18 protein-coding genes are annotated in these 19,901 nt (G+C 37.1%); 9 read left to right on the top strand and 9 right to left on the bottom strand.

Annotated elements, in window-relative coordinates:
* Positions 1–65: 65 nt before the first annotated feature.
* Positions 66–425 carry a hypothetical protein gene (locus J2786_RS08060; RefSeq protein ID WP_047435795.1) on the bottom strand — a complete coding sequence of 120 codons (360 nt, stop codon included), beginning with the start codon at positions 423–425 and terminating at the stop codon, positions 66–68.
* 251 nt (positions 426–676) lie between these two features.
* Here J2786_RS08060 and gnd point away from each other — a divergent pair, with 251 nt between their 5' ends.
* From gnd to J2786_RS08035, 5 genes are all read left to right on the top strand, one after another.
* Positions 677–2,095: an NADP-dependent phosphogluconate dehydrogenase gene (gnd, locus tag J2786_RS08055; RefSeq protein WP_310024624.1), complete on the top strand. Its 1,419-nt coding sequence runs from the start codon at positions 677–679 to the stop codon at positions 2,093–2,095.
* A gap of 13 nt (positions 2,096–2,108) precedes the next feature.
* Complete coding sequence (gene zwf, locus J2786_RS08050; RefSeq protein ID WP_310024621.1) at positions 2,109–3,590, top strand: glucose-6-phosphate dehydrogenase; 1,482 nt, start codon at positions 2,109–2,111, stop codon at positions 3,588–3,590.
* 27 nt (positions 3,591–3,617) lie between these two features.
* Positions 3,618–4,328, top strand: a complete 711-nt coding sequence (gene pgl / locus J2786_RS08045) for a 6-phosphogluconolactonase (protein ID WP_310024619.1) — start codon at positions 3,618–3,620, stop codon at positions 4,326–4,328.
* Positions 4,329–5,012: 684 nt separating this feature from the next.
* Positions 5,013–5,642, top strand: coding sequence for a TetR/AcrR family transcriptional regulator (locus tag J2786_RS08040; protein WP_310024617.1), 630 nt, complete (start codon positions 5,013–5,015; stop codon positions 5,640–5,642).
* Between the two features lie 709 nt (positions 5,643–6,351).
* Positions 6,352–6,990 (top strand): TetR/AcrR family transcriptional regulator, encoded by a 639-nt coding sequence (locus J2786_RS08035; protein ID WP_047433448.1) that lies wholly within the window; start codon positions 6,352–6,354, stop codon positions 6,988–6,990.
* 66 nt (positions 6,991–7,056) lie between these two features.
* Here the strand turns inward: J2786_RS08035 and J2786_RS08030 are convergent, their stop codons facing one another.
* Genes J2786_RS08030 through J2786_RS08015 form a run of 4 tightly spaced genes read right to left on the bottom strand, consistent with a single transcriptional unit; the run spans position 7,057 to position 12,579 of the window.
* Positions 7,057–8,580, bottom strand: coding sequence for a peroxidase, FMP-type (locus J2786_RS08030; RefSeq protein WP_310024614.1), 1,524 nt, complete (start codon positions 8,578–8,580; stop codon positions 7,057–7,059).
* An 18-nt stretch (positions 8,581–8,598) separates the two neighbouring features.
* Positions 8,599–10,053, bottom strand: coding sequence for a ferritin-like domain-containing protein (locus tag J2786_RS08025; protein ID WP_310024612.1), 1,455 nt, complete (start codon positions 10,051–10,053; stop codon positions 8,599–8,601).
* A 4-nt stretch (positions 10,054–10,057) separates the two neighbouring features.
* Positions 10,058–12,136 (bottom strand): GMC oxidoreductase, encoded by a 2,079-nt coding sequence (locus tag J2786_RS08020; protein ID WP_310024610.1) that lies wholly within the window; start codon positions 12,134–12,136, stop codon positions 10,058–10,060.
* Complete coding sequence (locus tag J2786_RS08015; RefSeq protein ID WP_047433444.1) at positions 12,133–12,579, bottom strand: hypothetical protein; 447 nt, start codon at positions 12,577–12,579, stop codon at positions 12,133–12,135. Before J2786_RS08015 ends, J2786_RS08020 begins: the two co-directional genes overlap by 4 nt.
* Positions 12,580–13,048: 469 nt before the next feature.
* On the opposite strand from J2786_RS08015, the gene J2786_RS08010 reads away from it, so the two are divergent.
* Entirely contained in the window at positions 13,049–14,365 is a 1,317-nt protein-coding gene (locus J2786_RS08010) for a M20 metallopeptidase family protein (RefSeq protein WP_310024607.1), read from the top strand.
* Here the strand turns inward: J2786_RS08010 and J2786_RS08005 are convergent.
* Positions 14,362–14,778, bottom strand: a complete 417-nt coding sequence (locus tag J2786_RS08005) for a RidA family protein (RefSeq protein ID WP_310024604.1) — start codon at positions 14,776–14,778, stop codon at positions 14,362–14,364. The two genes, J2786_RS08010 and J2786_RS08005, sit on opposite strands and share 4 nt — an antisense overlap.
* Positions 14,779–14,935: 157 nt before the next feature.
* Positions 14,936–15,538 carry an FMN-dependent NADH-azoreductase gene (locus tag J2786_RS08000; RefSeq protein WP_310024603.1) on the bottom strand — a complete coding sequence of 201 codons (603 nt, stop codon included), beginning with the start codon at positions 15,536–15,538 and terminating at the stop codon, positions 14,936–14,938.
* A 115-nt stretch (positions 15,539–15,653) separates the two neighbouring features.
* Here J2786_RS08000 and J2786_RS07995 point away from each other — a divergent pair, with 115 nt between their 5' ends.
* Positions 15,654–16,010: a winged helix-turn-helix transcriptional regulator gene (locus J2786_RS07995; RefSeq protein ID WP_310024599.1), complete on the top strand. Its 357-nt coding sequence runs from the start codon at positions 15,654–15,656 to the stop codon at positions 16,008–16,010.
* A gap of 113 nt (positions 16,011–16,123) precedes the next feature.
* Positions 16,124–16,720 carry a Crp/Fnr family transcriptional regulator gene (locus tag J2786_RS07990; RefSeq protein ID WP_167497840.1) on the top strand — a complete coding sequence of 199 codons (597 nt, stop codon included), beginning with the start codon at positions 16,124–16,126 and terminating at the stop codon, positions 16,718–16,720.
* A 29-nt stretch (positions 16,721–16,749) separates the two neighbouring features.
* Here the strand turns inward: J2786_RS07990 and J2786_RS07985 are convergent, their stop codons facing one another.
* A complete protein-coding gene (locus J2786_RS07985; protein WP_310024597.1) occupies positions 16,750–17,592 on the bottom strand; it encodes a universal stress protein in 843 nt (280 codons plus the stop codon).
* A complete protein-coding gene (locus J2786_RS07980) occupies positions 17,589–18,065 on the bottom strand; it encodes a MarR family winged helix-turn-helix transcriptional regulator (RefSeq protein WP_310024595.1) in 477 nt (158 codons plus the stop codon). The genes J2786_RS07985 and J2786_RS07980 overlap by 4 nt, the downstream gene beginning before the upstream one ends.
* A 253-nt stretch (positions 18,066–18,318) precedes the next feature.
* Between J2786_RS07980 and sph the strand changes: the two genes are divergently transcribed.
* Complete coding sequence (gene sph, locus J2786_RS07975) at positions 18,319–19,884, top strand: sphingomyelin phosphodiesterase (protein WP_310024593.1); 1,566 nt, start codon at positions 18,319–18,321, stop codon at positions 19,882–19,884.
* Positions 19,885–19,901 lie beyond the last annotated feature (17 nt).

Raw genomic sequence — 19,901 nt, 5'->3', positions numbered from 1 at the left:
TCTGTGTATTGTTTTCCTGACCGTTCTCCTTCTCCAAGTGATAGAAGGAGAATGGTCGGAACAGCTTAGTTAAGCTGATAATTTGTAATTACTAAACTCAGGATGAAATGAACATAATTCTGTTCTACGTCTTTTCTGTTAATCAGTTTGTTTTTGTATTCGTAAGAATTCAGGTCTCTGGATAATTTCTGATATGTTTCAAAATCATCTCCCTTTACCTTTACTCTTATATGACCATCTTTTCTGTTGATAATGACATTATCTAAAGTTCTTACTTTAAATAAAACCTCACATAAGGTAGGACGAGCCTTCATTGACCCGATATATCTTTCAACTATATTAATCTTGAACGAATCAAATATGATATTATTAAAAACGATTTTAGAATTAGGCTCCTGAGTGTTGAGTTCAAGTTTATAGTTCATTACTTTATAAATTTTGGCAAATATAAGTTTAATTATGCCAAAAACAGACTGTTTTCATAGATCATTCCCATATTAATGATTGAATTTTATTCTGTAAACACAAAATCATGTGAAAATGTGAATATTAGGGGATTATAAATGAGGGAAAAACAAAAGTGCTCTCAACTTTTTATTTCCTTTTATTTTTTTCATACTAGGCATTTCCGTAATTTTATTGTCTGTATAACAAAATTCATATTAATACCGATATAATGGAAAGATATAGTTATGGAATGGTTGGCCTTGGAGTAATGGGGCGGAATCTGCTTTATAATATTGCTGACAACGGGTTTTCAATCGCAGGATTTGACCTTGATCAGGAAAAAGTGAAAGAATTAGAAGGCGGAGCTGCTTCAGAAATGAAGGTGAAAGGTACAGGCTCTTTAGAAGATTTTGTGTCTGCGCTGGAAGTTCCAAGAAAAATTATTCTTATGGTTCCTGCAGGAAAACCTGTAGATGCTGTGCTGGAAAATATTACCCCACTTTTGAGTGAAGGTGATATCGTGATTGATGCAGGAAATTCTTATTTCGAAGATACCAACAGACGTGTTGCTGACCTGGCATCCAAAAAACTGCATTTTATGGGAATGGGAGTGTCAGGAGGTGAAAAAGGAGCCCGAACAGGACCCAGTATAATGCCGGGAGGTGATCCGGAAGCATTCAAACTTCTGAAACCAATGCTGGAAGCCATTGCTGCAAAAGTAGATAATGAAGCCTGTACAGCATACATGGGAAAAGGATCTGCCGGAAACTATGTGAAAATGGTACACAACGGTATTGAATATGCTATTATGCAGCTGATCAGTGAAGCCTATGACCTTCTTAAAAGAGGAGCAGGGCTAAATAATGAGCAGCTCTATCAGGTTTTCAAGGAATGGAATAATGGTGAAATGAACTCATTCCTTATTGAAATTACCAGAGATATCTTCACCCAAAAAGATTCATTAACAGAGGGCTATCTTGTGGATCAGATTTTAGATAAAGCAGGAGCAAAAGGAACAGGGAAATGGACTTCCGAACAAGCTATGGAAATCGGAGTTTCTATTCCTACGATTGATATTGCGGTAACTTCAAGAATTTTATCTGCCTATAAAAACGAAAGAGTTCAGGCATCAAAAATATATGCTGAAAGCGAAATTGTAAAGCCGGAAAATACAGAATTATTCATTAAGGAAGTAGGCGATGCTCTTTTCCTTTCTACACTGATCAGCTATGCACAAGGTTTATCTTTACTGGTAAAAGCATCTGAAGAATATGGTTTTGAAATTCCTCTTAAAGATGTTGTGAAAATCTGGAGAGGAGGATGTATTATCCGTTCCGTACTGCTGGAAAAATTCTATTCAGCTTATATCCAGAATCCTAATCTTTCTAATATTCTTCTTGATCACGATATTTCTGAACTGGTAAAATCAAAAATCAAAGCGTTAAGAAAAACAGCGGGATATGCTGCTGCCAACGGAATATCAAGCTTAGGAATCCAAACGGCTTTGGGATATTTTGATGCCTACACTACAGAATCTCTTCCTGTAAATCTGATCCAGGCTCAGCGTGATTATTTTGGAGCTCATACGTATCAGCGTATTGACAGAGAAGGTGTTTTTCATACATCTTGGCAAAGTGCAAACAATTAAAAATTCGGAAGAAATGAATCAAAATAGAATCTTGCAGCCAACAACTATCGTTATCTTTGGTGCTACAGGAGATCTGGCAAAAAGAAAACTTTTTCCGGCATTTTATAACTTATATATCGATGGCAGAATGCCCAAAGGCTTTAATATTGTAGCATTGGGAAGGGCAGAAAATACCAACGAGAATTTTAGAAATTATATCAAAGAAAATCTCGAGAGTTTCTCCAGAAAAAAAGTGACTTCGGAAGACTGGGCAGGTTTCCAGGCTCATATTACTTACTTTCAGCATCAGGTGGATGAGGAAAGTTCTTATGAGAAGCTGCAGCAGAAATTGCAGGAATTTGATTCCGTGTATGGGATGAGAGCAAACAGATTGTTCTACTTGTCCATAGGACCTAATTTTATTTCTACGATATCCAATCATATCAAGACAACCTCATTAGCTTCTGATCCGAAAAAGGACCGTATCATTATTGAGAAACCTTTTGGGCATAACAAACAGTCAGCGATTGAATTGAACAGCCTCTTGGCAAAGACTTTTGAAGAAGAGCAGATCTATCGTATCGACCACTATCTTGGAAAAGAAACGGTGCAGAATATATTGGCATTCAGATTCGGAAATTCAATTTTTGAACCGTTATGGGATCATAAATACATAGAATCTGTACAGATTACAGTAGCAGAAGAAGTTGGGGTCGAAACAAGAGGAGCGTTTTATGAACAGACTGGCGCGTTAAGGGATATGATTCAGAACCACCTGTTGCAGATCCTGTGTATGGTGGCTATGGAGCCACCTGCTTCATTGCAGTCCGGCGAAATCAGAGACCGGAAGGTTGATGTGCTGAAATCAATCCGGAGAATATCTTCCGATCAGGTTGATCATTATGCGGTAAGAGGCCAGTATGCCAAAGGAATCATAAATGGAGTGGAAGTGAAAGGCTACCGTCAGGAAGACGGAATTGCTTCGGATTCCAATACAGAGACTTTTGCAGCGATCAAGTTTTATCTGGATAACGAAAGATGGCAGGATGTTCCTTTCTATGTCCGTACCGGAAAGAAAATGAAAGAAAAGCACTCTTACATTACCATCCAGTTTAAACCGCTTCCTCATTCAACGTTCTCAGACAGTCCGCATCATTTATCAGCTAACAGGCTTATTATTAATATTCAGCCCATGATGGATATCAGACTACAGTTCATGACCAAAAAACCGGGACTGACACTGGATCTGAAACCTGCAGAAATGATTTTTGATAATTTTGCCTGTAAAGAAGATACTCCGGAAGCTTATGAAACCTTGTTACAGGATGCTCTTTTAGGAGATCTTACTTTATTTATGCGTTCCGATCAGGTGGAAGAAGCCTGGGATGTTGTCACAACGATCCAGGAAGCCTGGGAAAACAATAAAGATTTATCTTTCCCGAATTATAAAGCAGGAAGCTGGGGACCGGAAGACGTTAATGCTTTGGTGGAAAGACAAGGCCATAGCTGGGTATAAAACAATATAAATTTAAACAGACAAAAAATGAATATTACAGTATTTGACGATCTGGAAAAACTGTACAAAAAGGCAGCAGATGTATTTGTTGACCTTTCAAAAAAATCTATTCAGAAAAATGACCGTTTTGTGGTGGCGTTAAGTGGAGGTTCTTCTCCTAAAGCCATTTTCAAATTACTGGCAACACCGGAATATAAAGAACAGATAGAATGGAATAAAGTCTACTTTTTTTGGGTAGATGAAAGATGGGTTCCTTTAAACGATGATAAAAGCAACTTCCGAATGACGGATGAGGCGCTTCTTCATCAGGTTCCGGTAGATCAAAACCATATCTTTCCTATGTATGCTGAAGGAGTAACTCCTGAAGATTATGCAAAAGCATATGAACAGCAGATCAGAACTGTTCTGGGTGATGATGGTATTTTTGATTTTATCCTGCTGGGAATGGGAGATGACGGTCATACAGCCTCATTATTTCCAAGGGAAGAAGTTTTAAATGAAAAGGAAAAATGGGTGTCTGCCTATTATCTTAAGTCTCAGGAAATGTTCAGAATCACATTAACAGCACCTATCATCAATAATGCAGATAATATTCTGGCTATTGCATTTGGTGAATCCAAAAAGCATGCGCTGAACGAAGTTTTGAATGGTGAATATAACCCTTCACTATATCCAATGCAACTTATTGAGAAGAAGGATGGATTTCAGTTTTTTACAGACGAAAAAGCCAGAGGTTAATAGATTTTCAATATTAAAAAAATAAGAGACTGTCCGGGGACAGTCTCTCTTCATATCAACTATTCTCATACCGAATTCCCGGTATATACAATTTTCTGCAGAGTAAAATAAAAATAAGTCATACTAAATGAAAACAGCATCATTAGAGAATTTATGACGCTGCTGCATTTAGTGTTTTACCTTAGTTGCTTTTTGTTCGAAACTTTTAATTTTTCCAAATTACATTGTGTTTCTATATAAAATGGTTATTAGTTTGGAGCAAATATACAAAATAAGACACTGCGAAGTGTCTAAAATTTAAAAAAAATGAAAATTATTTTATCAGTCATTTGAAATCTAACGAAAACCCTTTATTATAAGGCGTTCTATGAAAGTAAAAATTTATAAAAGTAGATTAAAACCAGTCAAAAACTGAAATAAGATGGCGTAACCTCTTAAAAATATTGTCATTAATAAAAGCAGCATCATTAATTTGTGTAATGATGCTGCCGAAGTAATGTTTTACCTCAGTACTATTGATACTGAGGGAACTAACGGTGCAATCTAATCTCTCTCAACCTCACAACTCAGATTGTCTGTTTAAGTAAAAATGGTTATTAGTTGATGCAAATATATAAATTTAGACACTAAAAAGTGTCTAAAATGAAAAAAATTTCATAAACTTGTATGATTGAAAAGTGTACCATGGAAAGAAAGTCGGCAGCAGGAAGTATTCGGAACAAAGAACGCAGTAAAAAAAAATTTTTGGATGCAGTTGGAAAAATACTGAGAACAAAAGGGTATACTGCCTTGAAAGTGAATAGTATTGCTGCTACAGCCGGGGTGGATAAGAAAATGATTTATTCTTATTTTGGAGGAATAGACGGTTTAATAGATGAGTATATCCGGTCACAGGATTATTGGAGTAAAATAGAGACTGAAGAATTAAAGTCCCACTTGGATGATGGAGGAAAATCCTTCATGGAAAATATGTTTTTATCTCAGTTCGAGTATGTTTATTCCAGTAAAGAAGCACAAAAACTACTTCTCTGGCGGTTATCAGAATCCCGTAAATCCTTAAAGAGACTTACTGAAACCCAGGAAAAAAACGGAGAATATATTTTTAAACTTTTGATGGACCGCTATTTTAAAGATAATGCTGAAGATGCACGTTCCATTATGGCGATTATGGTTTCAGGACTTTATTACCTGAATATGTTTGCGTCTCTTAATGGAAGTATTTTCTGCGGGATCGATGTTGACAGTCCTAAAGGGCGGGATAATATCAGGAAAGCCGTTTCTTTCATGCTGGATCATACTTACAAAAACCTGTAGCTTTTTGTGTGAAACCTGAATTCCATAAAAAAACAAAACCATTAGAGTTCTAATGGTCTGTCTATAAGTTGTGTTACTTCTTTAGTTGTTTCTTATTCGAATTGTCTTAAAGGAAGGGAACTCAATAATACAATTTGGATTGTCTTATTTTTCAACCTAATAGTGTTTTAAAATATATAGTTGGTTTTAGTTTGTACAAATATATAAAATAAGACACTGTGAAGTGTTTAAAATGATAAAATTTTTCTTAATTTTATTTAATATTCTGAAATTCAATGAATTAATTTTCGTATTGAGTGTAAAAATTTCTATTAATTTGTGGTATTGCTTAGTTAAGCCTGTAAAATAGAGCAACGGATGTCTTAAAAATAAGAGCACTTTTAAGTACAAAAGAAAAACTGATCAAAAATTTCTATCGAAAAAGTTATTTTATTTAATATCAGATCAAATTGTAAATAAAAAACAGCATCATTATGGAAAATGATGCTGTTGGTTGTGTTTTTACCTCAGTCGTTGATGTTCGAAATATTTTAAACTGAGGGAACTAACGATACAATCTGAATAGTTTTTAAATTTTCAACTTCGATAGTGTTTTATATATATAATGGTTTTAGTTTGTGCAAATATATACAAATAGTTTAAATTAGACACTGGTTGGTGTCTAAAATGATAAAAAAATTTCTTAAACTTGTATATTGAATGTTTAGTCATGGAAAGAAAGTCAGCATCAGGAAGTATTAGAAATAAGGAACGCAGCAAAAAAAAGTTTTTGGATGCCGTTGGAAAAATACTGAAAACGAAGGGACATGCAGGGTTGAAGATTAATGATATCGCTGCTACTGCCGGGGTAGATAAGAAAATGATCTATACTTATTTTGGAGGAATGGATGGTCTCATGGACGAATATGTTCGTACACAGGATTTCTGGGTAAAAGTAACCAGCGAGGAAGTGGAAAAGATGAAACCGAATCTTGAAGATGGGGGTAGAGAATTTATCGAGCATATGCTTCTTTCACAGTTTGATTATGTATACGCCAATAAAGAAGCTCAAAAACTATTGTTGTGGACTATTTCTGAGCCCCGGAAATCATTAAAAAAACTGATTGACACTCAGGAAGAAAACGGAGAATATATCTTCAAATTATTGATGGAATCCCGTTTTAAAGATAAAATGGATATCTACCGTTCTATTATGGCGATCATGGTTTCCGGACTATACTACCTGAATATGTTTTCTTCTCTGAATGGCAGTCTTTTCTGTGGTATAGATACCAATACTCCTGAAGGACGGGAAAAAATCAAAAAGGCAATATCTTTTATGGTAGAACAAACACACGATAATCTTTAATCTATGATAAAGAGTATAAAAAAGAGGCAATAATCTGCCTCTTTTTTGTTTGATATTTACTATAGTTTATCCTTTATGATAAGGACATCCTGAAGCTGCACCATTTCCACTGGTATTAAAGAACTGCTCTTCAATTACCTTCCTCTGGTCCTCTGGAATATCCTGTATTTTACGAAGGGTATTTACCTGGATATGAGGCCAGCTTGTTGTTCCCCCATCGTTCCCGAAATCAAACTCAAAGAATACGATTTGTTCATATTGAAGCTGAAGAATTTCTTTTCCGTCTTCAATTACTGTTTCAATCCACATGTCCATATCCACTTCAACAGTCGGAACGAAACGGTTTACAAAAGGAACATTCAAAACTCCTCCCTGGGCTCCGGTTTTCATTTTGGAAGACATTTTCACATGAACATAGTTGCTGACTTTCTGGCCTCTTAAGGTATCTCTCAGTCGCAGATCAGGCCGTACAGAATAAGGATATAAATCGTCCGCCAATATTCTCTGGGTATAAATCTTGTTTGAACCCGGATCATTGTTATCATCAAGAGTTTCATGAACCCAATCCGGCGCAGGTTTATCAAGATCAATGATTTCTTTCGAAGTTACTCCTGCATTTCCCATGGTACGTGAAATTGAAAGATGATTGGTCTCCCACGCCTCTTTACCATAAGGGAACTGAGGTGAACCTTCAATTAAATAGAACGTTGTATTATCTTTATTTTGAGGAACGATATCTCCAAGCAAAGTAATAGTGCTTCCATGAGGAATAACACCGCTTCGGGAGATAGAGTAGTCCGGAATAAAATAAGGACCATCAATCCCTGCTCCCGGCTTTATTTCCTGTGCCGGAATGATCTCATAATATGCCTGTCCCGGTTGCAGCTGGCTTTGAAGGACATATTTGGGGTTGGCATCTCCGTCTGGTGTTATCCTTAGCAAAGGCTCATCTCTGTACTCACCGGTATATCCATACTTGGCATCTTCTGTCGAAACGGCATGAATACCACGGTCTCTCTTAATAGATTCTTTTGTCGCTGCATGATTATAGACGTCACTCAGCCACAGGTACATTCCGTTTTCTTCGTGGATGGGTGTGTATTTCAGAGCATCCTGCCCTGGTATTGCATTAACACTTTTAATGCTCTGTTCGTATTTAACTGCCCCGCAGAAAAGTTCACTGGCACCGCCACGGTTACGTACTCCTCCCGGAACGATGGAAAATGTCAGTTTCTCAATATATTCTTCACTGTCAAAAGCGAATTTCCCCGGTATGGTTCCTGAATTGGTTCCGGGTGAAGGCATGATAGTAGTATGTACTCCGCTTGCTAATGATGGCCTGGCAACATTTTCATTGTAATTAACATTATAACTAACCCATGTACCATCCAGCGCAGCCAGAATTCCATAATCTACATTATTTTCAATGGCCTGCAGGTTGTCTTCTCTGAATGGTCTTACCGGATCATCGATAAGAAGTTTTGAATATCCGTCCATTACTTGCGCCAGATTAACTTCATTCTGACCCGGCATTTTGCGGAATAACTGTTCTCCTCCCGCTTCCGGACTCTCTTTTTTTCTTTTAAGCATGATATATCGTTTTTATGGTTATAATTCAGTGTATTCGAAAGTCGGACCTGCATTATTTTGAGCATCCAACGGTTGTTTCATCAGATTAACAGCCTGTTCTTTCAAAGCATACATGTACATAATAGATTTCTCCAGTTCCCTCTGGTTTCCTTCCACAGCACTTTGTATAGCATCTAATAAACGTCTGTAGGTTTTATTGAACTCAACACCCTGGGCGTGTAATTCTTTGTTTTTGATGTAATCTTCAACTTTAGGGTTGGGTTTCATAGGATAGGCCTCATTCCAGTCTACCGGAAGATCTTTTCCTGTAGGAGGCGTTGTTACAGGCATCATTCCGTTTTCATCCATGAAATTTTCATAGTTTCCTCCCAGATAGAAGTGCTCGTGGAAAACCTCTTTAAATCTGAAATAATGAGCCAGTTCAACTCCTTCTTCAAACTGAGATGGGTCCACATCAAAAATAGAATCATCAGCACCTTCCCCCTGGCCTTTAATTTCCTGGAAAACAGCAATGACTCCAGCTAAAGCTTCTACAGAGTGCAGTTTTCCACCACTTCCATAATATTGCTCAGGGCGGATCTGTTTTGACGGGTTTCCAGTGAAAATTCCTCCGGTATTTAATTCCTCAAAATTTGTTGGAAATTTCCCATGCTCTTTGTAATAAGCAATAATTTGAAAAACAACAATGTAGAAGAATAAAACATCATAATACTCCCCAATCGTGTGTACATTTTCCATGATGAAACCTTTCATATTTTCAAGAGTCCAGAAGTTGCTATCCTGTACTGCTGCTCTTTGAGAATATAATGAAGAAGAATCGGTTTCGTAATCATATTTCGGAGCTTTTACCAAAGGTTTACTTGGACTTTCAATGGCTATAAATGTGGCAATGCTGTTGCTTGAAAATGTTTCCAGACCCACATAGAAATCCACATTCATTGGTAATTTCATAGGATAAGTAGGGTAGTTCTCCTTTTGATTGACAGAAGGCTGAATATCGATGGCATTCAGAACATTACAAACCATAATCAGGTGAAGCATTTCTTCTACAGCCACACTTCTGATAATTTGCGAAGCCAGAGCATTGGCTCCATCCTTGATGGAGTATAAAGCCGTAAGGTAAGGAGGAATGGTAGAATGTTCGATAAGGATTGCTGTTTGCAAAAGGTCCTGCAAAACAGGTTTGTAATCAATTTCTGTTACTCCTTTTTTTACTTCTGGAGCTACAGAACCGAATTGAGCTTCCAGATAGGCATTAAAGTCCTCAATCTGATCATTCAATAAAAGATTAGTAAGGGTTTTGCTGTGATGTTTTAATCCTTCTATCCAGTCTTCTTTGCTCAATGTTGAATCAAATAATAAAGAAGGTAATGAAATGGCTTCTGTAACCACGGCGCTTCTTGCTGCCATTCTTCCTGCGGTTAATAGGGTTTCCTGCGGTTGTGCTGTTTTATTGATAAGTCTTTGTCTCATGTTATTATTTTTTAAGTTGAATTTCAAGATCAGCAAGGATAGATTCTACAGAACGGATCGTGAATGCTGATAATGTTAAAGTAGGATTTGAAGTTCCCAGTGTGGTCATATTTCCTGCGCCTACGACATATAAATTCGGGTGATCCCAGGTTTTGCAATAGCTGTTGGTTACAGAATCTTCGGCTTTAGAACCCATTCTGTGAGTTCCCACGATGTGGCCGGCTCCGTTGTAAGAATATCTTTTCCCATTGTATATCACAGAGTTTTTGTCTTCTGCAGTATATTTTGTGAAATCCTTAATGTTTAATCTTTCAAACATTTGATCCGACGCATCTTTTGCCTGCTCCATAGCTTTCATTTCATACTCTGTCAGTTCATAATGAATGACAGGACGCGGAATTCCAAGCACATCCAGATATTGATCGTTAATGGTAACCCTGTTATTGGGATTAGGTAACTGCTCAATCTCAAAATGGAATAATACCTGTTTTGAAAGCCTGTTGGTAAGTTCTTTTCTTAATTCTGTTCCAAAAAGATTCTCCTCTGTGATAAAATAGGTAACATCTGATCCCGGAGAAAATGCCGGCCATCCCCATCCCCAATTGTCAAGCGGAGAAATCCATGCTGAAAATTCACCTCTGAAATTTCCGTCACGGAAAGACGAAATGTTTGTAGTAGAACCTGGACCTCTGTAAGGATAAACGGGTTCAGGGAAAAGTCCCCATGTCAGCATTACCATATGATCCATAAGGTTTCTTCCTACCTGATCACTGCTGTTAGCAGCCGTTTTTTCAACATTGTTAACGGTATATTTGGAGTTCAGCAGAATTTTGGGATTTTCAAAAGCGTTAGCAGCCAGAATCACAATGGCATCTGAAGTATCAACGGATTCTTCAACAAAATCTGTTTTCTCTTTTGAAGCATATCTTCTTAAGTGAACCCTGGATATCTTATCTTTATCATTGGGGTCAATGCTCAGCCTGTAAACCACACTCTGCGCCTGAATCTGCATGTATGGATTGCGCTTAAGATTTTCATTATCATTAAGTTTATATAAAGCTTTTTTCAATGTTTTTAATGCATTGTACTTCGCCTGAACGGGGCAGATCGGAACACAGGATGCGTTTCCTTCACAGCGTTCTCCCATGTAAGGATTCCATACAGAACCAAGAGCTTTGTATTCTTCTTTTTCTGAGCTGTCTAAAACCAGTTGATATCCGGAATCCTTCGGTTCAGCTTTGATGATCTTTGTTTTTCCGTATTTTGGATTTGGAATGGAATTCCTTCCCTGTGGAGAAGGTACCATCATTAAAGGAATCTCTCCGGAACTTAGTTTCACGCTTGTACCCTTAAGTCCCTCAATAATCTTATGATCCATGTAACTCTGAGGAATTTCTTCCATAGGAAATACATAATTTCCATAATATTCTTCCATTTTTTCATAAATAGGATATTCCTGTCTGGAAACATCCCCGGAAACCCCGATTTCAAATTCAGCCATCTCGTAATAAGGTCTTAATTCTTCATAGCTTATCGGCCAGTTAACAGGTGTTTGCTCATCAGAACCCGGCTTTGGAATGGTAATGCCATATTTTTCTGTAAGTTTGAAATCGTTGGGAAGCATTCTTGGAGTCGTTCCCAGCCAGTGAAGGGTTGTTCCGCCTCCCACTCTTATGGCATCACTGGCAAAGGGCATCGGTCCGAATTGCACCAGATACCCTTTTTTATCCGGATACGGCTGAATAATATGTTCCATATCCAACACATTGGGAGAAGGTGCCTGCTTTAAGTTGGGATAAGGAGAGTTGGGAACTTTGGCTTCCTCTCTGTAAAAAGTACGGATATATTCATTGTAAGTGGTCATTGAGGATACGGAATCCAGTTCAATACCTGCTTCCAGCCCCGCCTCATACATGAGTATTGATATTTCTTTGATATGATCCGATTTTCCGGCATCTGCACGGTGGATCATTTTTCCTTTGGTTACGTCAAATACATGATCAGACAGTAGCTTTGCGATCAATGATCCTGCGATCCCCGTTCCTACGATGATCACATCTTTTTTGTTGGTAGTCTGGCTCATGAGTTGCTGTTTACAGGTTTAATATTCCATGATTTATATCCCGGCTGTTTTGCTCCCGGAGGATGCGAGTGCATCAGATTCCAGACAAGACCTTCTTTATAAGAAAGATCATTGATATAGGCTCCTTCCCAGGTTCCCAAATACCACATGGTGATTACTTTTCCGGCAATGTCATTCATTCCCGGGTTGCCAATGATTTCAGATTGAATGGCCTTTTTTAATTCCTCTTCACCGGAAGAATTTTCAAGAATATTTTTAGAAACGGTAAGGAATTCTACGAAAGTGGCTGCTTCCAGGCTTTTTAAAACATAGGTGTAGTAAGTTTCTGCAAGCCCTGTTGACTGTAGTTCGTTTACCGTAAATCCGGCAAGCGCTTCCGAGATAGACATAAACACGTCGAAATAATAATCGTCGACGTTGAGAATTTTGTTAATAATATTCATTTCGTAAAAAATTTGGGTTAGATATCTTCAACTCCTTTCACCAGGAGGTTATCAAGCCTGTTGATCTACAGCTGCCGGTTTTTCAGATCCCACCTCTTTTTCAGAAATGATTGAAGGTATTTCAAGCCGTCCATAGTTATCAATTTTGTTTATCCGAAATTAATCAGAACTCAGCAGATACGATTCAGTATTTCTACGTAATTTGTTTTTATTTTATTTTAATTTTTTGTAAAAAAGTCTTTCTGATAGGTGGTTTCAGGAGATTGTATTTTCACCTAGTTTAGAATTATTTTAAATAATGTGGTATCAAATATAGAATCCGATTGTAATGTCGGAATGTCAATACCCGTGAAAAATAATACTTAAATTGATGATCAGAATGTAACGAAAGCGAAGAGTAAATGTCTAATCTTAATAAATGAACTTTTAACCCAATAACCAGCAACAATAAACGCAATTATCCCCGACCATGAAAAGACTTACCATCACTTTATTATGCTTTGCTTCCTCTGTTTTACCTGCACAAGGATTTAATAACAAAAAAGAAGCAACTAGTCATTCCAGGATTTTGAATGAGCAAATAGTACATCAAGCTATTCAAAAGGAAACAGACAAGATATTTAATAAATTGGTGAATATCAGACGGGATTTTCATGAAAACCCGGAGTTGGCAGGAATGGAGAAGCAAACTCAGGAAAAAATAAAAAAGTACCTTCTGGATTTGGGTATGGAAGTTCAAACAGATATCTACGGACATAGTGTTGTAGGAATTCTGAAGGGAGATAAAAAAGGCAGAAAAATTGCCTGGAGAGCAGATATGGATGCCCTTCCGAATGAATATTCCGATCCGGAAACTTTCAAATCAACAATAAAAGGAGTTCAGCATGGTTGCGGTCACGATATCCATATGGCCATTGGATTAGGAATTGCAGAGGTTCTCGCAAAAAATAAAAAGTCAGTAAAAGGAACCGTTTATTTTATATTTCAGCCTGAAGAGGAGACCTTTAAGGGAGCAAAAGAAATGCTGAATAATGGATTGCTTTCCAAAATAAATCCCGATGAAATCTACGGATTGCATGTGACAGCTATACCGGTCGGGCAAATTATGGTGAAATCCAACGAAATGTTTGCTTATCAGAAAAGAATAAGAATTCAGCTAAAAAACGGATTATCAGAAGACGAACTTAACAGCTTGGGAAAAAAGATCAGTCATTCTTTATTCCGGACTTCTAACGGCAGTAAACCCTGGGAAATACAATCCATTGTTGATCCTGAAGCAGGGCTGACAAACCCCGATACTATTTTCAAAGATTATCTGTTCACAGACGGAAAATTCAATATGTATTCCAAAAACAACGAGTCTTTTCTTGAAACCTATTTGTATGAGACCAATTCCTTTAATTTGGATAAAATAATTCCTACCGTTCAAAAAGCTATTGAAGACAGCGGATATAAAGATCATCTTCTTTCCGTTTCATTTGTTCAGGGAAATCCAACAGTTGTTAATGATGAAAAACTGACCCATTCGGCAACAGAAATACTTCAGAATCTGTATGGTAAAAATGCAGTTGCTCCAGATTATGGTCAGGTTCCGTTTTTTAATGATGATTTTTCTTATTTTCAACAAAAAATCCCAGGGGTATATTTCTTCCTGGGTGGTTCCAATGTTGAAAAAGGAATGATCGCTATGAATCATGCTCCCAATTTTCAGGTGGATGAAGAAAGTATCAGAACCGGAGTTAAAAGCTTTTCATCATTAATCATTGAGCGTCTTAACAGAAACTAATTTTTCACTGCAATGGCATCAATCTCAAACAACATTCCGGGTAAAGCCAGCTGATTTACAGGAATAAGAGTACTGGTAGGCAGCCATGAAGATGTCCATGTTTTTTTAGCTTCCTCTGCCCATATCTCAAGTTTTTCCTGGTTGTGATCAACAATAAGCAAGGTGATTTTAACTATATTTTCAAACGTCATTGAATGGCTCTGTAAAACAAGCTGTAAATTTTTCAAAGCATCCTGAACCTGAGTTTTAAAGTCATCTGCCAGTACGTGATGTTCACCTACGCCGCCACTCTGTCCAGATATAAAACAGATCCTGGAAGGAGTTTCCACAGAAATACTGTGAGAAAAACCATAAGGACCGGGATTAAATAGCCCGGTAGGGTTAATCAGTTTCGGTTGTTTATTATTTTCCATAATCTTTCATTTAATAAAGTAAAAATGAGAGAAAAAAATCGGAGAAGCCTTTACATATGTTGAGAAAAAAATTCTTTTAATTCTGTAAATACCGCTTGCATTGATCATGAGATTCTGATACAAAAAATGCTGTTCAGAGGAACAGCATTTTTAATTTTTACTCTACAACAATACTTTCAATTCCTTTCTGCAGAGCCGTATCCTGAATAACCGGAACAGAAAGCCCTTCTGCACGTACAACAGAAATATCCGTCATTCCCATAAAACCAAGAGTTTTTTCTAAGTAAGGAACTACAAAATCATAGGCCTGTCTTTCCCCTTCAGAGTACACTCCGCCACTCGAAAAAGCAAGATAAACTTTCTTATTTTTCACAAGACCTTCAGGACCATTTTCACTATAGCTGAATGTTTTTCCTGCTCTGGCGATATGATCAAGCCATGATTTCAATGTTGACGTGATACTGAAGTTGTATAGAGGAGCTTCAATAATGATAATATCAGCCTCAAGCAATTCATCAATGACGGTATCCGAAAGTTTTACAGTTTCAAGCTGCTCAGCAGTACGGTTTTCAGCTGGAGTGAAAAATGCATTGATATGCGTTTCTTCCAAATGAGGAAAAAGAGGATTGGTTAAATCACGTTTCTTTAAAACACTATCTGGATATTTGTCCGTAATTTTTTCTACAACAGCATTTCCCAGCTTTTTACTGATGGATGACCCGCTTCTTGGGCTTGAAGTAATATGAAGTACTCGTTTCATTTTTTATTTTTTTTAAAATTGATGTTTCAAAATTATCTATATTTACTAATAAAAAGATAGTAGTTACCAAAAGGTTAGTAATAACATTTAGGTTAGTAATAAAAAAAAAGAGACAATGGAAGAAGAGAAAATTGTGTATTCGAGACCGGAATGCAGTAATCATCTGTCTGCTACAGAGGATGCTTTGTATGTCCTGGGAGGCAGATGGACCATCCGGGTGATGATTGCTATTCTGGGAGGCCATACACGCTTCAATGAACTGCAAAGAACCATCAGTGGAATTTCAGCAAGAGTATTATCCAGTGAACTGAAAAAGCTGGAGATTAATCATTTGGTAGAAAGAACCGTTATTACAGATCAGAAGCCGGTGTTGGTAGAATATGTTCCCACAGAATATAGCGAATCACTGAAAGATGTAATTGCTGCACTGGCAGATTGGGGAGCAAGACATAAAAAGAAAATTACAGCCTGATAAAAAGATCGTAGTGTAGTGTTAAAATTAGGAATACTATGTTTTTGTGGTATTTGATAAGTTGTAGCATTGCTTACACTTTAACTATTTTTACTCAAATTAATAATAACAAGATGGTCATAAGCGAAGACTTATTATTTTTTCACAAAGCCACCCTGGAAAATTATGAAGCAGGAGATGCTGTTTTTCAGGAAGGTACTGCAGCGAAATATTATTTCCAGATCAGACAAGGCACCGTGAAACTGAATACGTTTTTGGAAGACGGAAAAGAATTTGTTCATGGGTTTCCTTTTGACGGGCATTGCATTGGTGAAAGCTATTTATTTACTGATCATCATTACGCCATTAATGCTATTGCCGTTACCCAGTGTGAAATTATTAGAATTTCCAAAACCAAAGTTCTCGAAATACTGATGGAAAATCCGGAATTACTCCTTGAGATTAATAAATACATGGCAGACAGAATGCATTTCAGGTTTATGATTTCCAGCTTTCTGGCCATTTCAGATCCTATTGTAAAGCTTATGAAGCTTTTTGATCATATTAAAAGATATTTCGGATTTGAAGAGCCCTATTCATTTCTGGTTCCCTATACCAGACAGCAAATAGCAACCTTAACCGGTCTACGGGTGGAGACGGTGATCCGGTATGTCAAGAAAATGGAAGAGCAGAAAATGGTTAAAATTGAAAGCACCAAAATTTATTATTAGCTTTCAGTTATTCACTTTCCGTTCACTTATTATTTTAAAATTAAAACAGGCTGATGGGTATTCTGGTAAATTCCCTCGGAAATACTTCTGCTTGCCAGATAGTACAGAAAGCTGTGTTTACCGGGTAGCGCTATTATAAGATCTGCGTTATCAGATGCCGCAAAGTTCAGGATACCTTTTATAATATTTTCATCGTGAGAATAATGAATGCTGCTCGGAATCTCTGTTAAATGTTCGCGGATATAATCTTCCAGTTCCTTTTTCTGGTTCTCGTCTTCTTTTTCGCGGGTATTGATATTTAAAAATGAAAGATGAACATCCTGTTTATGAATAACAGATTTGTGATGAAACAGTCTCTCCAATCTTTTAATACCCTTGATATCACAAGGAATAAATATATTCTTAACAGGAGTATATTGGTAGCTGTGCGGTACAATTAGTGTTTTTACAGGACTTGTTCTGGCAATACTTATAATATGCTCCGAAACAAAACTCTCAGTGGAGGAAGTCTGATCATCACTTCCCAGAATAATCAGTTCTACAGACGGCTGATTTTTTAAGAGCTCATTAATGCTTCTGGTTAATGTCCAATCACTCAATACTTTGGAAACCTTTATTTCTGGTGATTTTTCAGCAACAATTCCTATCAGTTGATCGAATAACAATTCTGTCCTTTGCAACAGGTTATTGACACTTTCTTCATTCACAAATGAATGCCCTTCTGCGATATGCAGATAATCAAATTCAGATTCCCCTGCTGTTTTGAGTAGGATAATATTTTGATATTCGTAGGCTTTTGCCCAATCTGCAGCAATTCTTACTGCATTTTCCGTGGTTGATGTAAAATCAACAGGTACAAGGATTGTTCTCATATTGTATGATGTTTTGGTCCTGATTCTTCCAGGTTTGCTGTCATTTTTTTTACCAGAAGCAGAGCTTTGATGATTTCTTCTTCCTGAATATCATCTGCTGCCTTTTTATAAAGATCCAATGCCCAGGGATAAACGGTTTCTACAATCTGTTTACCTTTTGGAGTTAAAAAGATCTGTTTATTTCTGCGGTCATTTTTATCAGCTATCCGTTCAACAAGATTTCGGTTGACAAGACTGTTGATAAGATAAGTAATACTTGACTTGTCTTTGCTTACTTTATTTCCTATTTCCTGCTGGTTGATACCACAATTTCGTGAAAGCAATCCGAGGATTTCAATCAGTTCAAAAGACAAATCCGGATCATATTCATTAATAATAGTCTGAATTTTCTGTCGAAGACGGCTTTTCATTTCACTCATGGCAAGGCCAAGCTCCAAAGCAAGTTCTGATATGTTATTCTGTTTTGCGGACATACTTTTATACTAATATAGCAGGATAAGGTATCTGTCAAAAGGATTTTCAGCATAAACTTACCCTAACAAATATACGTAAAATTAGTTTTAATTAAAACTAATTAGGCCGTTAGATTCTTACCTTTTTTAATAGTTAAATCGCGTAGCAGAAAATTATCATTTAGATAATATTGGGTTCATTTTAGTTAATGGGGTAAATCATACTTTGGCCACACAAAACAAAACAATTTTAACTTAAAAACTTATGAATCACATGCGAATTTCGTTGTGCCGGTTTCTATCGGTACTTTTTCTTCTTACCCTTTTATCGTGCAGATCAGACCAGTTTCAGCCTGATGAAACACTTCCTGTTGCTAAAGAAAATGCAATGAGGGGTTCTTTCCCCAATATTAAGGTATTATCTTACAATACTTTCCTATTGAAAGAACTCCTGGTATCTGGTATGACGCAATGGTCTCAGCAAAATAGAGCCGAGAGGCTGGGGGCAGCGTCCTTTTTAAGGAATTATGACGTTCTTATGCTTCAGGAATGCTTTGATAATTCTGCTGCTGCTAAGCTGCGTAACAAACTTCTTCCAAGCTTCCCTTATCAGACCCCTGTATTGGGACAGACGAAAGATGGCTGGGATAAGACTTCCGGTTACTGGCGTGAGTTTATTTCCGGAGGATTCGAAGACGGAGGAGTGATGATTGCCAGTAAATATCCCATAGAGAGAAAAGAGCAATATATTTTTCCGGCAGGATGTTCTTATGATGGAAACTGTCTGAAGGGCCTTGTGTATGTCAGAATCTTAAAAGATGGAAAACGTGTCCATTTTATAGCAACACACGCACAGTCTACACAACCTTCCTGTAATGGGAATGAGGTAGCGATCCGTAAACAGCAGCTGCAAATGATGAAGACATTTGTTGACCGGTTGAATATACCTGAAGATGAAATGGTGATCTATGGCGGAGATTTTAATATCATTAAAGATACTCCCGAATATGCCGATATGCTGCAAACGCTTAATGTAAGTGCTCCCATATACAAAGGATTGCCTTATTCATGGGATCCGAAAACCAATATAATGGCTTCCTATCATTATCCTTATCCGGAAAATAAACGTGAATATCTTGATTATATCCTGGTTTCCAATGATCATCTTGTACCACCAACGTGGCAGAATATCGTTTTTGACCCTGTATCTTCAAATCTCATGACGTATACAAATATAGCCGGAATTCAATATCATTGGGCAGAATATTCAGATCACTATCCTGTAGAAGCTAATGTTTACTCGGATGAGAAGACACCTACAAAAAGTCTGAAATTCAGAAAGCATGACCGTATTTCATTAAAATCTGTCTCTTCAGGGAAATATATCACTTCAAATCTTTCAACACCTAATGACTGGCTGACGGTCTCTTCTTCACAACCGGATGCAAGTACCTGGTTCAATATTGTAAATATCGGCGATTCTGATAATTATTTTGATCTGAAAGAAGGATATGTAAGAGTAGAAACCAGTGAAAGGCTTAATCATTTCTGGTATTGGTACTCAACAGGAAGTGGAAGCTATTATTTTTATCCGAAACATGGAAAGACAACTTACAACATGAGGATTCAGATTGTAAAGAAAAAAGCAGGAAATCTTTCAACAAGTGTTGAAGATGGAGATATTGTAGCTTTCAAGGATACAACAGGAATTGGAAATACCTATTATCTTCAGGTATATAAAAAGTCAGGAACAGATTGGATTTACCTGAATGGAACAAGTTTAACCCCTGATGTGCAGTTCGAAGTAAAAATGAACAATACGGTTGCAGATCCTTTTTAGAATTAATTGCCAATCCA

Source organism: Chryseobacterium vietnamense (assembly GCF_031454475.1).
Lineage (GTDB): Bacteria > Bacteroidota > Bacteroidia > Flavobacteriales > Weeksellaceae > Chryseobacterium > Chryseobacterium vietnamense.
Note: the sequence above shows the minus strand (reverse complement) of the source record. Positions and strands in the feature narration are given on the sequence as shown.

What these genes read in the sequence shown, in the direction of transcription:
- J2786_RS08060 (WP_047435795.1), bottom strand. Translation starts at nt 425, where the DNA reads ATGAACTATAAACTTGAACTCAACACTCAGGAGCCTAATTCTAAAATC.
- gnd (WP_310024624.1), top strand. Translation starts at nt 677, where the DNA reads ATGGAAAGATATAGTTATGGAATGGTTGGCCTTGGAGTAATGGGGCGG.
- zwf (WP_310024621.1), top strand. Translation starts at nt 2,109, where the DNA reads ATGAATCAAAATAGAATCTTGCAGCCAACAACTATCGTTATCTTTGGT.
- pgl (WP_310024619.1), top strand. Translation starts at nt 3,618, where the DNA reads ATGAATATTACAGTATTTGACGATCTGGAAAAACTGTACAAAAAGGCA.
- J2786_RS08040 (WP_310024617.1), top strand. Translation starts at nt 5,013, where the DNA reads ATGGAAAGAAAGTCGGCAGCAGGAAGTATTCGGAACAAAGAACGCAGT.
- J2786_RS08035 (WP_047433448.1), top strand. Translation starts at nt 6,352, where the DNA reads ATGGAAAGAAAGTCAGCATCAGGAAGTATTAGAAATAAGGAACGCAGC.
- J2786_RS08030 (WP_310024614.1), bottom strand. Translation starts at nt 8,580, where the DNA reads ATGCTTAAAAGAAAAAAAGAGAGTCCGGAAGCGGGAGGAGAACAGTTA.
- J2786_RS08025 (WP_310024612.1), bottom strand. Translation starts at nt 10,053, where the DNA reads ATGAGACAAAGACTTATCAATAAAACAGCACAACCGCAGGAAACCCTA.
- J2786_RS08020 (WP_310024610.1), bottom strand. Translation starts at nt 12,136, where the DNA reads ATGAGCCAGACTACCAACAAAAAAGATGTGATCATCGTAGGAACGGGG.
- J2786_RS08015 (WP_047433444.1), bottom strand. Translation starts at nt 12,579, where the DNA reads ATGAATATTATTAACAAAATTCTCAACGTCGACGATTATTATTTCGAC.
- J2786_RS08010 (WP_310024607.1), top strand. Translation starts at nt 13,049, where the DNA reads ATGAAAAGACTTACCATCACTTTATTATGCTTTGCTTCCTCTGTTTTA.
- J2786_RS08005 (WP_310024604.1), bottom strand. Translation starts at nt 14,778, where the DNA reads ATGGAAAATAATAAACAACCGAAACTGATTAACCCTACCGGGCTATTT.
- J2786_RS08000 (WP_310024603.1), bottom strand. Translation starts at nt 15,538, where the DNA reads ATGAAACGAGTACTTCATATTACTTCAAGCCCAAGAAGCGGGTCATCC.
- J2786_RS07995 (WP_310024599.1), top strand. Translation starts at nt 15,654, where the DNA reads ATGGAAGAAGAGAAAATTGTGTATTCGAGACCGGAATGCAGTAATCAT.
- J2786_RS07990 (WP_167497840.1), top strand. Translation starts at nt 16,124, where the DNA reads ATGGTCATAAGCGAAGACTTATTATTTTTTCACAAAGCCACCCTGGAA.
- J2786_RS07985 (WP_310024597.1), bottom strand. Translation starts at nt 17,592, where the DNA reads ATGAGAACAATCCTTGTACCTGTTGATTTTACATCAACCACGGAAAAT.
- J2786_RS07980 (WP_310024595.1), bottom strand. Translation starts at nt 18,065, where the DNA reads ATGTCCGCAAAACAGAATAACATATCAGAACTTGCTTTGGAGCTTGGC.
- sph (WP_310024593.1), top strand. Translation starts at nt 18,319, where the DNA reads ATGCGAATTTCGTTGTGCCGGTTTCTATCGGTACTTTTTCTTCTTACC.